At 39.8% G+C, this 12866-nt stretch carries 16 protein-coding genes; 14 read left to right on the top strand and 2 right to left on the bottom strand.

The features are described from left to right. The first annotated feature begins 29 nt into the window (after positions 1 to 29). The 7 genes from spx (at position 30) to O3611_RS04005 (ending at position 4155) form a co-directional block, all read left to right on the top strand. Positions 30 to 428: a transcriptional regulator Spx gene (spx, locus tag O3611_RS04035; RefSeq protein ID WP_000591164.1), complete on the top strand. Its 399-nt coding sequence runs from the start codon at positions 30 to 32 to the stop codon at positions 426 to 428. Between the two features lie 66 nt (positions 429 to 494). Next, positions 495 to 1067 (top strand): SP0191 family lipoprotein, encoded by a 573-nt coding sequence (locus O3611_RS04030; RefSeq protein WP_371607904.1) that lies wholly within the window; start codon positions 495 to 497, stop codon positions 1065 to 1067. 96 nt (positions 1068 to 1163) lie between these two features. Beyond that, a complete protein-coding gene (locus O3611_RS04025; protein WP_000507060.1) occupies positions 1164 to 1430 on the top strand; it encodes an IreB family regulatory phosphoprotein in 267 nt (88 codons plus the stop codon). Between the two features lie 3 nt (positions 1431 to 1433). Beyond that, positions 1434 to 1853: a Holliday junction resolvase RuvX gene (ruvX, locus tag O3611_RS04020; RefSeq protein ID WP_371607903.1), complete on the top strand. Its 420-nt coding sequence runs from the start codon at positions 1434 to 1436 to the stop codon at positions 1851 to 1853. Between the two features lie 15 nt (positions 1854 to 1868). After that, positions 1869 to 2174 carry a DUF1292 domain-containing protein gene (locus O3611_RS04015; RefSeq protein WP_000017624.1) on the top strand — a complete coding sequence of 102 codons (306 nt, stop codon included), beginning with the start codon at positions 1869 to 1871 and terminating at the stop codon, positions 2172 to 2174. 206 nt (positions 2175 to 2380) lie between these two features. Then, a complete protein-coding gene (locus tag O3611_RS04010; RefSeq protein WP_371607902.1) occupies positions 2381 to 3622 on the top strand; it encodes a folylpolyglutamate synthase/dihydrofolate synthase family protein in 1242 nt (413 codons plus the stop codon). Positions 3623 to 3717: 95 nt separating this feature from the next. Then, positions 3718 to 4155, top strand: a complete 438-nt coding sequence (locus O3611_RS04005; protein ID WP_315640332.1) for an SP_0198 family lipoprotein — start codon at positions 3718 to 3720, stop codon at positions 4153 to 4155. A 128-nt stretch (positions 4156 to 4283) separates the two neighbouring features. On the opposite strand, the gene O3611_RS04000 is transcribed toward O3611_RS04005, so the two are convergent. Then, positions 4284 to 5096, bottom strand: coding sequence for a Cof-type HAD-IIB family hydrolase (locus O3611_RS04000; RefSeq protein ID WP_315640333.1), 813 nt, complete (start codon positions 5094 to 5096; stop codon positions 4284 to 4286). 195 nt (positions 5097 to 5291) lie between these two features. On the opposite strand from O3611_RS04000, the gene O3611_RS03995 reads away from it, so the two are divergent. The 7 genes from O3611_RS03995 to O3611_RS03965 all read left to right on the top strand — a co-directional run bounded on the left by O3611_RS03995 (position 5292) and on the right by O3611_RS03965 (position 11687). Then, entirely contained in the window at positions 5292 to 6713 is a 1422-nt protein-coding gene (locus tag O3611_RS03995) for an NCS2 family permease (protein WP_315640334.1), read from the top strand. An 85-nt stretch (positions 6714 to 6798) separates the two neighbouring features. Then, positions 6799 to 7242 carry a tRNA (adenosine(37)-N6)-threonylcarbamoyltransferase complex ATPase subunit type 1 TsaE gene (tsaE, locus tag O3611_RS03990; RefSeq protein ID WP_371607901.1) on the top strand — a complete coding sequence of 148 codons (444 nt, stop codon included), beginning with the start codon at positions 6799 to 6801 and terminating at the stop codon, positions 7240 to 7242. Continuing rightward, entirely contained in the window at positions 7232 to 7753 is a 522-nt protein-coding gene (locus O3611_RS03985; RefSeq protein ID WP_281335277.1) for a GNAT family N-acetyltransferase, read from the top strand. Before tsaE ends, O3611_RS03985 begins: the two co-directional genes overlap by 11 nt. 4 nt (positions 7754 to 7757) lie before the next feature. Further along, positions 7758 to 8777 carry an LCP family protein gene (locus O3611_RS03980; RefSeq protein ID WP_075232346.1) on the top strand — a complete coding sequence of 340 codons (1020 nt, stop codon included), beginning with the start codon at positions 7758 to 7760 and terminating at the stop codon, positions 8775 to 8777. 79 nt (positions 8778 to 8856) lie between these two features. Further along, positions 8857 to 10125 carry a competence/damage-inducible protein A gene (locus O3611_RS03975; protein ID WP_371607900.1) on the top strand — a complete coding sequence of 423 codons (1269 nt, stop codon included), beginning with the start codon at positions 8857 to 8859 and terminating at the stop codon, positions 10123 to 10125. Positions 10126 to 10166: 41 nt separating this feature from the next. After that, the gene (recA, locus tag O3611_RS03970) at positions 10167 to 11321 is read left to right on the top strand and encodes a recombinase RecA (RefSeq protein ID WP_001085523.1); all 1155 of its coding nucleotides are present in this window, start codon (positions 10167 to 10169) and stop codon (positions 11319 to 11321) included. Between the two features lie 171 nt (positions 11322 to 11492). Beyond that, positions 11493 to 11687, top strand: a complete 195-nt coding sequence (locus tag O3611_RS03965) for a PspC domain-containing protein (protein ID WP_371607899.1) — start codon at positions 11493 to 11495, stop codon at positions 11685 to 11687. Positions 11688 to 12276: 589 nt separating this feature from the next. On the opposite strand, the gene O3611_RS03960 is transcribed toward O3611_RS03965, so the two are convergent. Continuing rightward, the gene (locus O3611_RS03960; RefSeq protein ID WP_371607898.1) at positions 12277 to 12831 is read right to left on the bottom strand and encodes a GNAT family N-acetyltransferase; all 555 of its coding nucleotides are present in this window, start codon (positions 12829 to 12831) and stop codon (positions 12277 to 12279) included. Between the last annotated feature and the right edge of the window lie 35 nt (positions 12832 to 12866).

Below are 12866 nucleotides of genomic sequence, written 5' to 3'. Positions count from 1 at the left end.
TAGTAACATGTAGCGAAAGGGGTAGGTACATGATCAAAATTTATACAGTCTCAAGTTGTACTAGCTGTAAAAAAGCGAAGACCTGGCTCAATGCCCACCAGTTAAGTTATAAAGAACAAAACCTCGGTAAGGAAGGAATTTCGAGAGAAGAACTACTTGATATTTTGACAAAAACAGACAATGGAATTGCAAGTATCGTATCATCGAAAAATCGTTATGCAAAGGCCCTTGGTGTTGATATCGAAGATTTGAGTGTGAATGAAGTGCTCAACCTGATTATGGAAACACCACGTATCTTGAAAAGTCCGATTCTTGTAGATGAGAAACGCCTACAAGTCGGCTATAAAGAAGACGATATCCGTGCCTTTTTGCCACGCTCTGTCCGTAATGTGGAAAATGCAGAAGCGCGTTTACGTGCGGCTCTATAAAACATCAAGGCTGGGAGCGACTCCTGGCCTTCTCTAATATTTAAATTGGATAACATGTGAGGATTTATGAAAAAGTTAGTCATTGGAACATTCGCAGCACTATTTTTGCTCGTTGGATGTGGTCAGAAAAAAGAAACAGCAGCTTCAACTACTGAGAGTTCTCAAGAAGCCCTGCAGTCAACCTTGCCCGTATTAGAAAATGCAACCAAGAATACGGTTGTGACCAAGACCTTGGTGTTGCCAGCTGATGAGAGTGGTGCTCAGCAAACTCAAATCATTACCTACAAAGGTAGTCAATTTTTGAGCTTGACCATTCAGCAAAAACGTCCCGTATCAGAAGATTTAAAAACTTATATTTCTGAACGAGGATTAGATGAAGCTAAAAAAGCTCTTAAAGAAGCTGAGGACAAGGATGAGTCTGTGCAAGCAGCTCGAAAAATTTCAGGCTTTACTATTGAAACGACTCTTTTAAATGAGAAAGAAATGGAAACCAAGACTAGCTATGATTTCCAAACGATGGATATTAAAAAAGCCAGTGAAAACGAATACTTGAAGAATGTTGGACTGGAAAATCTATTGAAAAACGAACCAGAGGACTATATCGCAAATCGTGTTGCAAATGGGGCAACAGTCCAGTAAAAAGTCAGAGAAAATCAGCAGAATCAGACTGTGTGATTTGTAGAACGACCGCGAATATGCTATAATAGTACTATTCTAAGGAAAGAGGGTGTTAGAATGGGATTTACTGAAGAAACCGTACGTTTTAAATTGGACGATTCCAATAAAAAAGAAATCAGTGAAACATTGACAGATGTCTATGCTTCTTTGAATGAAAAGGGCTATAACCCTATTAACCAGATTGTGGGCTATGTTCTCAGTGGAGACCCAGCTTACGTTCCTCGTTATAACAATGCACGAAATCAAATCCGTAAGTATGAGCGAGATGAAATCGTTGAAGAATTGGTCCGCTACTACCTAAAAGGACAAGGAGTCGATCTATAATCTATGAGAATTATGGGATTGGACGTTGGTTCAAAAACGGTAGGGGTGGCCATTAGCGATCCGCTCGGTTTTACAGCTCAAGGGCTTGAAATCATCCAAATCAATGAAGATCAAGGTCAGTTTGGTTTTGAACGCCTCAAAGAATTGGTTGAAGCCTATAAAGTGGAGCAATTTGTTGTCGGTTTGCCTAAAAACATGAACAACACAAGTGGCCCACGGGTGGAAGCTAGTCAGGCATATGGCGAGAAGTTGGTAGAGCTCTTTGGCTTACCGGTAGATTATCAAGATGAACGCTTGACTACGGTTGCCGCTGAGCGTATGTTGATTGAGCAAGCAGATATTAGTCGCAATAAGCGTAAAAAAGTTATTGATAAATTAGCTGCTCAATTGATTTTGCAAAATTATTTAGATAGAAAATTTTAAGACAGAGGAGAAACTATGTCACACGATCACAACCACGATCACGAAGAACGTGAACTTATTACACTTGTAGATGAGCAAGGAAACGAAACTTTGTTTGAAATCCTTTTGACCATTGACGGAAAAGAAGAATTTGGTAAAAACTATGTTCTTCTTGTACCAGTTAACGCAGAAGAAGATGAAAACGGCGAAGTTGAAATCCAAGCTTATTCATTCATCGAAAATGAAGATGGAACAGAAGGCGAATTGCAACCAATCCCTGAAGATTCAGAAGATGAATGGAACATGATTGAAGAAGTCTTCAACAGCTTTATGGAGGAGTAAAAACGTTCGGGGAACGTTTTTAGCCCTGCGCTAGAAATTAGAAACGCAGGTAGTCTGGGAGACTGTATCAGCCCTGCTTCTAGAAATAAGAAAAAGCAGGAACGTCCGAGGGGTATTTTTCTCCCATACTAGAATTAAATACTAGCTAATGAAGTAAAAAGCGAAGAGAATCTTCGCTTTTTTGTTAAGGATTAAGGAGATTAAGCGTGTTTGAAGTAGAAAAATGGCTTCATAGTCGAATCGGTTTGAATTTTAGATCAGGTTTGGGGCGGATGCAGAGTGCGGTAAACTTGCTGGGAAATCCTGAGCAAGCCTATCCTATTATCCATGTGACAGGGACAAATGGAAAAGGTTCAACCATTGCCTTTATGAGAGAGCTCTTTGTTTCTCATGGTAAGAATGTGGGAACCTTTACTTCCCCTCACATTGTTAGCATTCATGATCGGATTTGTATCAATGGTCAACCCATATCGGACGTAGACTTTATCCGTTTAGCAAATCAAGTTAAGGAAATGGAGCAAAGACTTCTAGAAACCCACGATCAGCTATCTTTTTTTGAATTGTTAACTGTGATTGCTTTGCTTTATTTTAAAGAACAAGAGGTGGACCTAGTTCTATTGGAAGTTGGAATTGGTGGCTTGCTTGACACGACCAATGTGGTGACTGGAGAGATCGCAGTTATTACATCAATCGGCCTAGATCATCAGGAGACCTTGGGCAATAGTCTGGAAGAAATCGCAGAACAGAAGGCAGGGATTTTTAAGCCAGGAAAGGTATCAGTGATTGCAAACTTAGCTCCTGAAGCCCAGCTCGTTTGTCAAAAGATAGCAGAAGATTTAGATGTCACTCTCTATCAAGCTGACCGAGATTTTTCTTTCAAATCAGGACATTTTTCTTCTTCTTCTCTAGCGGATTTGACCCGACTAAAACTGGGTTTGGAAGGAGCTTATCAAGAGGAGAATGCTGCTTTAGCTTTGCAGGCATTTCTGTTGTTTATGGCAGCGAGAGGTGAAAAGATCAATGAGGAAGTTGTCCGGTGTGCTTTGAAAACAACCAGATGGGCTGGGCGTCTAGAAGCTGTTACGGAGCACATTTATCTAGATGGTGCCCATAATCTACCGGCTTTAGAACGATTGGTTGAATTTATCCAGGAAAAAATTCAGCAAGGTTATCATCCCCAAATCCTTTTTGGAGCTTTAAAGCGTAAAGATTACAGTGGCATGCTTGCTTATCTGACAGATCATTTACCTGATACAGCTCTCTATGTGACGAGTTTTGACTATCAGGGATCTTTGGAGGAGCAGGATTTGAGCGGCTATCATAGAGTTGCTTCCTATCGAGACTTTATAGATGATTTTGAAAAGTCTGCAGGGGAGAAAGACATACTGTTTGTTACAGGTTCCCTCTATTTTATATCTGAAGTTCGTGCCTACCTTATAAAAACATAGTTGCTTGATAGACCTTGTTTCCTTTATTTGATATAGTATAAGTAGAATAGTTCTGCAGTTTTTCTGCCTTTATCTCCTGAAAGAAAGGAGACATTATGTCACTAAAAATATTTACACTTTCTCTTGCTACTGTAGCAAGTCTTAGTCTTTTAGTTGCTTGCTCGTCAACAACTAAGTCGACACCTTCATCCCAAGCAAGCACTAGCTCTGAAGCGAGCACTAGTCAAGTATCAGAAACCAGTGCTTCTAGTTCTACTACTAGTGCAAAGACTGACACAACTACTAATATAGATGGGACCTACAAGGGGCAAGACGAGGGTGATAGCATTACTCTTATAGTCACTGGAAATACCGGAACGTGGACAGAAGTTGAAGCGGACGGAGATCAAGAGGTTAAGAAGGTGACCTTCGAACCAGAAAATCAGAGAGTCTTTATTGGAGACGATATCAAGATTTATGTGGCAGAAGAGAACCAGATTATTATCGATGACATGGACCGCGATGTTTCTGATCGTATCGTTTTAAAGAAATAGACATCATTTGTTGGGATTTGGATCTGGCTAAAACAGGTGCAAATCCTTTTTCGTTGACTTTGAGCTCAAAAAAATTCCATACTTTTAAGATAGCTAATGTCTACCACAAAAGTATAGAATGAGTGAAATTAAAGAAATCGTTCTTGTAAAAACTGAGCGACGCCATCTTCTTCGTTGGTTAATGGTAATTGTTCGTCTGCGAAAGGTAACAGAGCAGGATTTGCGTTTTTCATGGCATAGCCTTTACCTGCAAAAGAAAGCATCTCTTGGTCATTATGTTCGTCACCAAAGGCAATTAAATTCTGTTTGTCTATATTCATGACATTGAGAAGATATTCAAGGGCAAAGGCCTTGTGAACTCCTTTGGGAGTGCATTCGAGAATGTTCAAAGGGCCACCCCAAGTGTTAATATTGAGTTGGTGCTTGTAGAAGCTGTTCATCTCTTCTGCTAGTGCATATTTATCGTCTGCCCTAGTTTGTAATAGAATACAGTTAGGCCCCTTGGTTACTAAATCAGACTGGAATTGATTTTCAGGGCGAAAGTTTTCAACACCAAATAATTTAGGGTCGGCAATTTCTTTGTTCGGGGCTGTAATGTAAAACTTTTTACGGTATTCGCCTGCGATAAAGTCTGCCTCAATATCCTCTTTTCGTTTCACGATATCCAAGAGGTATTTTTTGTCCACAGTCAGACACTTTTCATGTTTCCAAGTCTTACCTGGCAGATGAGTAAGTGAACCGTTGAAGTTGATCATAGGGGTTTCAAGTTCAAGTTGATCATAAAAATCTTTGGCCATACGGTAAGGGCGACCAGTTGCGATAACGATTTGGTGGCCTTTTTTTGAGATTTTCTTAATCGTTTCAATAGTAAAATCAGAAAGTTTGCTTTCAGAGTTGAGCAAGGTTCCGTCCAAATCGACGGCAATCATTTTTTTAGTCATAAAATCCTCCCGAATCTAGTTTCAGATAAGATGTTTTCTATTATATCAGAAAGTGACTAGAAAAGCTGATAATAAGCGAAAATAGAGAGAATAATATCTCATAAGAATTTTTAAAATTAGAAAAACATCTTGAAAATATGAATGATTAGTGATATAATAGCAGTATTGTTCGTAAAATGATAAAGGAGATTAAAAATGGACAAACTATTTAAACTAAAAGAGCACGGGACAGATGTCCGTACAGAGGTTCTTGCTGGTTTAACAACTTTCTTTGCAATGAGTTATATTCTCTTTGTAAACCCTCAAATGCTTTCACAAACAGGAATGCCTGTTCAGGGTGTATTCTTGGCGACAATTATCGGTTCTGTTGTGGGAACTTTGATGATGGCTTTCTATGCTAACTTGCCATATGCGCAAGCTCCAGGTATGGGACTAAATGCCTTCTTCACATTTACCGTCGTATTTGGGATGGGTTATAAATGGCAAGAAGCCCTTGGGATGGTCTTCATCTGTGGGATTATTTCATTGATTATTACATTGACCAATGTTCGTAAAATGATCATCGAATCTATTCCTACAACTCTTCGTTCAGCGATTTCAGCTGGTATTGGGGTTTTCCTTGCTTATGTTGGGATTAAGAATGCTGGTCTCTTGAAATTCTCGATTGACCCAGGTACTTATACAGTAGCAGGTGAAGGAGCAGATAAGGCTCAAGCAGCACTTACTGCAAACTCAGCAGCTGTTCCAGGATTGGTAGACTTCAATACACCAGCTGTCTTGGTAGCTCTTGCAGGTATTGCCATTACTATCTTCTTCGTTGTTAAGGGGATCAAAGGTGGTATCATCCTTTCTATTTTGACAACGACAGTTCTTGCCATTGCTGTTGGTCTTGTTGATTTGTCTAGCATTGATTTTGCAAGCAATAATCTTTCATCAGCAGTTAACGACCTAGGAACCTTGTTTGGTGCTGCTCTTGGTTCAGAAGGATTGGGATCTCTGATTTCAAACACTTCTCGTTTGCCAGAAACCTTGATGGCCATTCTTGCCTTCTCATTGACAGATATTTTTGATACTATCGGTACTCTTATCGGTACTGGTGAAAAAGTTGGTATCATTGCAACAAGTGGTGAAAACCATGAGTCAGCTAAGTTGGATAAGGCTCTTTACTCTGACTTGGTGGCAACTTCAGTAGGTGCTATTGCAGGTACTTCAAACGTTACAACTTATGTTGAGTCTGCAGCTGGTATCGGTGCTGGTGGACGTACTGGTTTGACAGCTTTGGTTGTTGCCATCTGTTTTGCCCTATCAAGCTTCTTTAGCCCACTTCTAGCAATCGTTCCAACAGCTGCAACTGCACCAATTTTGATTATTGTCGGAATTATGATGCTCTCTAACTTGAAAAATATTCCTTGGGATGATATGGCTGAAGCTGTTCCAGCTTTCTTCACATCTATCTTTATGGGATTCAGCTACTCAATCACGCAAGGGATTGCTGTTGGTTTCTTAACTTATACTTTGACGAAGGTTGTCAAAGGTCAAGTGAAAGATGTGCATGTCATGATTTGGATTTTGGATGCTTTGTTCATCTTGAACTACATCAGTATGGCTCTTAACTAATGATAAAAACAAAAAAAGAGGGGAGTCTCCTCTTTTTTTGTTGATGGAAATATCACAAAATAAAACTTTTTGGTATAATAAGTACATGTACACAAAAAATGAAGATGAGTTGGTTGCACTTGGGGAAAAGCTAGGGCACTTGTTAGAAAAAAATGATGTGTTGATTTTGACTGGTGAATTAGGTGCTGGGAAAACAACGCTAACAAAGGGTCTGGCTAAGGGATTAGGCATTCATCAAATGATTAAGAGTCCTACTTATACCATTGTTAGAGAATATGAAGGACGTCTACCCTTATATCACTTAGATGTTTATCGCATCGAAGGGGATGCAGATTCTATCGACTTGGATGAATTTCTTTTTGGTTCAGGTGTAACGGCTATTGAGTGGGGACATCTATTGGGGGAAAATCTTCCATCGGATTATCTGGAGTTAGAAATCCTTAAAAAAGATGAGGGCCGAGAAATCGTCTTTCATGCTCATGGCCAAAGAGCGACAGAACTTTTGAAAGGATTGACGGATGGAGTATGATCTTTTAATCCGTGAAGCGGAAATCCAGGATGCTTCAGCGGTCATTGCTCTCTTGGATCAGATTGGTCAAGAGTCTAATTTTACCAGTCTGGATGAAAATGGGATTGCAATGAGTGAGTCTGAGATGCAACATTTTTTGGATAAGCAGGCCCAGTCGGATAATCAAATTACCCTACTCGCTTTTTTGAATGATGAGTTAGTAGGAATCATCAATATAACAGCTGATCAACGTCCGCGAGTTCGTCATATTGGAGATGTCTTTTTAGGAATAAAAAAAGCTTACTGGGGAAATGGTCTCGGTAGTATCTTGATGGAAGAAACTATTGAATGGGCCAAATCAAGTGGTAGTATTCGACGGTTACAATTGACAGTTCAAAAAAGAAATCTTGCCGCGGTGCATCTGTATGAAAAAATGGGCTTTATCATAGAAGGATTACAGGAACGTGGTGCTTGTATAGAAGGAGGAGAGTTTCTAGATGTTTACCTAATGGGTCAACTGATAGACGAATAAGAGTATGGTAAAAAAAATAATTGGAATGTTTTTGGGTTTGGTCCTTGTGACTGTGCTAGGTGTAGGTGCTTATGCCTATACAATTTATCAGCAAAGTACGCAAACTTTAGCTAAAACCTATAAAAAAATCGGTGAAGAAACCAAGGTCATTGAAGCGACCGAACCTCTGACGATTTTGCTTATGGGCGTGGATACAGGAAATGTTGAGCGTACAGATCCATGGGCTGGGAATAGTGATTCAATGATCTTAGTGACAGTGAATCCTAAAACTAAGAAGACAGTCATGATGAGTTTGGAGCGTGATATTCTCACACAAATCCAACAACCAGATGGTAGTGTTAGAGAAGCGAAACTCAATGCTGCCTATGCTGATGGCGGAGCAGAGTTGTCTATTTCAACGATTCAAAAGATGATGAACATTCATATCGACCGTTATGTGATGGTCAACATGCATGGCCTTCAAAGAATGGTTGATGCTGTGGGTGGAATTACAGTCAACAACACTCTTGGTTTCCCAATTTCTATTCAAGATCAGGAACCTTTTAATACGATTTCGATTGGAGTCGGTGAGCAAACCCTCAATGGTGAAGAAGCCCTTGTTTATTCACGCATGCGTTATCAGGATCCTGAAGGGGACTATGGTCGTCAAAAACGCCAGCGTGAAGTGATTCAAAAGGTTGTCGAGAAAATTCTTAGTTTGAACAGTGTGAGTCACTACCAAGAGATTCTGAAGGCTCTTAGTGACAACATGCAGACAAATATCGAGATTACAACGACAACCATTCCTCAGTTAATGGGTTATCAAGATTCCTTTAAAAATATAGAAACCCAACAATTACGTGGTGAAGGTGAAATGATTGAAGGGATTTCTTACCAAATCGTTTCTGGTGAGCATATACTAGAGATGCAAAATCTTTTACGCCGTTCGCTCGGACAACCAGAGGTTACGAATTTGGAGACCAATATAGTCTTGTATGAGAATCTTTTTGGCCACTTGCCACCATCTTCTGAAGAGTCAGAATAACAAGAAATTATCCATCAAATCGTAGGAATTATCCTGCGATTTTTTCAAAGAAATCCGAATAGGTAAGTAGGAGGAAAAAATGAAAGCAGAAATTATAGCTGTTGGAACAGAGATTTTGACAGGTCAGATTGTCAATACCAATGCTCAATTTTTGTCTGAAAAGTTGGCTGAAATTGGTGTAGATGTCTATTTTCAGACAGCTGTAGGAGATAACGAGGCTCGTCTCTTATCCTTGTTAGAAATTGCTCAGAATCGCAGTAGTCTAGTCATTTTAACAGGTGGCTTGGGACCGACGGAAGATGATTTGACCAAGCAAACTTTGGCCCAATTTTTGGGACGCGACTTGACTTTTGATCCTCAGGCTCAGGCTAAGCTAGATGACTTTTTTGCTCATCGACCAGACTATGCTCGTACTCCTAACAACGAGCGCCAAGCTCAGATTGTTCAAGGTTCAACTCCATTACCAAACGAAACAGGACTGGCAGTCGGTGGTATGATCGAGGTGGCTGGGGTAACCTACGTTGTTCTACCAGGACCTCCAAGTGAATTGAAACCTATGGTCTTAAATGAGTTGCTTCCAAGATTGACAACAGGATCTAAGCTCTATTCACGTGTGCTACGTTTCTTTGGGATTGGTGAGAGCCAGCTAGTGACCATTCTATCAGATTTGATTGACCAACAGACGGATCCAACCTTGGCACCTTATGCTAAAACTGGGGAAGTGACGCTTCGCTTATCGACCAAGGCTAAGAGTCAAGAAGAAGCGGATCGTGTTCTAGATACTTTAGAACAAAAAATCCTTGAAAGAGAAACCTTTGAGGGTGTTTCACTTCGAGAAATTTGCTATGGCTATGGGGAAGAAACCAGTTTGGCTAGCCTGGTAGTAGAAGAGTTGAAAAAGCAAAAGAAAACTATCACTGCAGCAGAAAGCTTGACTGCAGGTCTTTTTCAAGCTACTTTGGCTGATTTCTCAGGTGTATCTGCTATCTTTAAAGGTGGTTTTGTGACCTATAGCCTTGAAGAAAAAGCTAAGATGCTTGATATTCCAAATGCTGAATTGGAAAAACACGGAGTCGTCTCAGCCTTTACTGCTGAAAAAATGGCTGAACAGGCGCGAATCAAGACTCAGTCAGATTTTGGCATTAGTTTGACAGGAGTGGCTGGACCAGATAGCCTAGAAGGTCAACCAGCAGGTACAGTCTTTATCGCTTTGGCGCAAGCTTCGGGGACAGAAGTTATCCAGGCCAATATCGCAGGTAGAAGTCGTGCAGATGTGCGAGAAATTGCAGTCTTACATGCTTTTAACCTAGTTCGCAAAGCTTTATTAAGTGCTGGAGATTTGTTATAATAGAAGAAGGTCTAAGGACTATTAGAATACAGGAGAATAAAATGGCGAAAAAACCAACAAAAAAATTAGACGAAATTGGCAAAAAATTTGGTGCTGATCGTGAAAAAGCCCTAAACGATGCCCTTAAATTGATTGAAAAAGATTTCGGTAAGGGATCAATCATGCGCTTGGGTGAACGTGCAGAGCAAAAGGTCCAAGTGATGAGCTCAGGTTCTTTGGCTCTTGATATCGCACTCGGATCAGGTGGTTATCCAAAGGGACGTATCATCGAAATCTACGGTCCAGAATCATCTGGTAAGACAACAGTAGCCCTTCACGCTGTAGCGCAAGCCCAAAAAGAAGGCGGAATTGCTGCCTTTATCGATGCGGAGCACGCGCTTGACCCAGCCTATGCAGCAGCGCTTGGTGTTAATATCGATGAATTGCTCTTGTCACAACCAGACTCAGGGGAGCAAGGTCTTGAAATTGCTGGGAAATTGATTGACTCAGGTGCAGTTGATCTTGTTGTTATCGACTCAGTTGCTGCCCTTGTACCTCGTGCAGAAATCGATGGAGATATCGGAGATAGCCACGTTGGTCTTCAAGCTCGTATGATGAGCCAGGCTATGCGTAAACTCGGAGCTTCTATTAATAAGACTAAGACAATTGCTATCTTTATCAACCAATTGCGTGAAAAAGTAGGAGTTATGTTTGGTAATCCAGAGACAACTCCTGGTGGACGTGCTCTTAAATTCTACGCTTCTGTCCGTTTAGATGTTCGTGGAAGCACACAAATCAAGGGAACTGGTGACCAAAAAGATACTAGCGTAGGTAAGGAAACCAAGATTAAGGTTGTTAAAAACAAGGTGGCTCCACCATTTAAAGAAGCCTTTGTTGAAATCATGTATGGTGAAGGAATTTCAAGAACTGGTGAGCTCTTGAAGATTGCAAGTGATCTTGACATCATCAAGAAGGCAGGAGCATGGTACTCTTATAAAGACGAAAAGATCGGTCAAGGTTCTGAAAATGCTAAGAAATACTTGGCGGATCACCCAGAAGTCTTTGACGAGATTGACCACCAAGTTCGTGTCAAGTTTGGCTTGATTGAAGATGATGCGGTAGCTGATGAAAAAGTTGCACCTGTGGAATCAGAAGTAGCTAATCAAGAAGTGACTCTTGACCTTGGCGATGATCTTGAAATCGAAATTGAAGATTAAAAAGTAAAAGTGGCGGAGGAATCCCCACTTTTTTTGCTATATGAGAATAAAGAAACAAGGTTATGAGAGCAGGAATGACAGATTTTCACAGTAAAAATGAGGAAGACTATTGCAAAAGATTTGATGATAAAATAAATTGAAAATAAAAGTAATACCAAGGAGATTGTTGGTATGGAAAAACGTTTAGTTCGCAATGTTCAAGAGAAAAAAATTGCTGGTGTTTGTGCAGGGCTTGCTGACTATTTAGATATTGATGCAACACTTGTTCGTGGGCTTTGGATTCTCTTCACACTACTAGGTGGATCAGGAATTCTTGCCTATCTCATTCTCTGGCTCATCATGCCAGAAGCTGGAACAAAAGCGTAAACTTAGTGACATTTTTATAAGAGAAATCAAGATAAGGCTGAAACAAAATTGTTTCAGCCTTATTTATAGTGGATTGAAATAAGGGATGAACAATTCGATTAGGAAAGTCAAACTTATTTCTAGAAATATTTTAGAATTCGTAGCGTACTATTCTAGATTCAATCTACTATAATTTTGTTGTGTAGCAGATTGAATAGAAAACACTATAGTAGATTCAAATAAGGGATGAACAATTCGATTAGAAAAATCAAACTTATTTCTAGAAATATTTTTAGCAGTCGTGATGTACTATTATAGATTCAATCTACTATAATTTTGTTGTGTAGCAGATTGAATAGAAAATACTATAGTAGATTCAAATAAGGGATGAACAATTCGATTAGGAAAGTCAAACTTATTTCTAGGAATATTTTTAGCAGTCGTAATGCACTATTCTAGATTCAATCTACTATATTTTGATGGATTTAGCAAAACTTTCTGCTATTTGATTTCGGAATCACAAAAAAATCACCTGTAGTGCAGGTGATTGGGTATTCATTGTAGAGAAATTTGCAGTTTCTTACTGGGAAGTTCAAGACTGCAGTATAGGTTAGTGGTCGCTGAAACGACGGTACTCGATGTGGAAGTCGAAATAATTTTCTTCTTGCAATTTTTGAAAGATATCACGGTAGGCTTCTTCATCAAAGTGGTCACCACGATATAGAATCTCAAAACTAAGACCTTCGTACTCCAAAAAAGCATTGGCGATTTTGAAGCCATTTTGTTTATAAAATTCCATGCGAGCTTTTCGCTGTTCGAGGTTATCGCATTCCTCATCCAAACGTTCAACTTCAAGAATCATGGTACGCTGGTAAAAATCAATCAGCTTTTCAATGATTTCTTTGCCATAGCCGTGGCTACGCAAATGAGGCATAATGGCAAAAAAGCTTATGTAGAAAGCCTTTTGATTAGAAATGGCAAAGGCAAATCCTACAAATTCCTCTTCGTTGTAAAAGGCGAAAAAGTGGGCATCGTCTCGATCCTGGTAACTTAAAAATTCTTCCAAAGAGACGCGTTCTTCTTCAGGAAAGGCTTCTTTGTTTAATTGGTCGACTTTTTCAAGGTCTGGGAATGCATCTGTAATTAACTGGCTGGTTAAGCTCATACATACTCTCCTTTTCTGTCACGATTATACCAGAT

This window comes from Streptococcus sp. 27098_8_91, assembly GCF_041432385.1.
In the GTDB taxonomy this organism is placed as follows: domain Bacteria; phylum Bacillota; class Bacilli; order Lactobacillales; family Streptococcaceae; genus Streptococcus.
Note: the sequence above shows the minus strand (reverse complement) of the source record. Positions and strands in the feature narration are given on the sequence as shown.

Bases quoted from the DNA above. Each gene is read 5' to 3' on its own strand.
- ruvX (WP_371607903.1), top strand. From the start codon at position 1,434: ATGAGAATTATGGGATTGGACGTTGGTTCAAAAACGGTAGGGGTGGCC.
- O3611_RS04025 (WP_000507060.1), top strand. From the start codon at position 1,164: ATGGGATTTACTGAAGAAACCGTACGTTTTAAATTGGACGATTCCAAT.
- O3611_RS04015 (WP_000017624.1), top strand. From the start codon at position 1,869: ATGTCACACGATCACAACCACGATCACGAAGAACGTGAACTTATTACA.
- spx (WP_000591164.1), top strand. From the start codon at position 30: ATGATCAAAATTTATACAGTCTCAAGTTGTACTAGCTGTAAAAAAGCG.
- tsaE (WP_371607901.1), top strand. From the start codon at position 6,799: ATGTACACAAAAAATGAAGATGAGTTGGTTGCACTTGGGGAAAAGCTA.
- O3611_RS04030 (WP_371607904.1), top strand. From the start codon at position 495: ATGAAAAAGTTAGTCATTGGAACATTCGCAGCACTATTTTTGCTCGTT.
- recA (WP_001085523.1), top strand. From the start codon at position 10,167: ATGGCGAAAAAACCAACAAAAAAATTAGACGAAATTGGCAAAAAATTT.
- O3611_RS03980 (WP_075232346.1), top strand. From the start codon at position 7,758: ATGGTAAAAAAAATAATTGGAATGTTTTTGGGTTTGGTCCTTGTGACT.
- O3611_RS03965 (WP_371607899.1), top strand. From the start codon at position 11,493: ATGGAAAAACGTTTAGTTCGCAATGTTCAAGAGAAAAAAATTGCTGGT.
- O3611_RS03985 (WP_281335277.1), top strand. From the start codon at position 7,232: ATGGAGTATGATCTTTTAATCCGTGAAGCGGAAATCCAGGATGCTTCA.
- O3611_RS03995 (WP_315640334.1), top strand. From the start codon at position 5,292: ATGGACAAACTATTTAAACTAAAAGAGCACGGGACAGATGTCCGTACA.
- O3611_RS03960 (WP_371607898.1), bottom strand. From the start codon at position 12,831: ATGAGCTTAACCAGCCAGTTAATTACAGATGCATTCCCAGACCTTGAA.
- O3611_RS04005 (WP_315640332.1), top strand. From the start codon at position 3,718: ATGTCACTAAAAATATTTACACTTTCTCTTGCTACTGTAGCAAGTCTT.
- O3611_RS03975 (WP_371607900.1), top strand. From the start codon at position 8,857: ATGAAAGCAGAAATTATAGCTGTTGGAACAGAGATTTTGACAGGTCAG.
- O3611_RS04000 (WP_315640333.1), bottom strand. From the start codon at position 5,096: ATGACTAAAAAAATGATTGCCGTCGATTTGGACGGAACCTTGCTCAAC.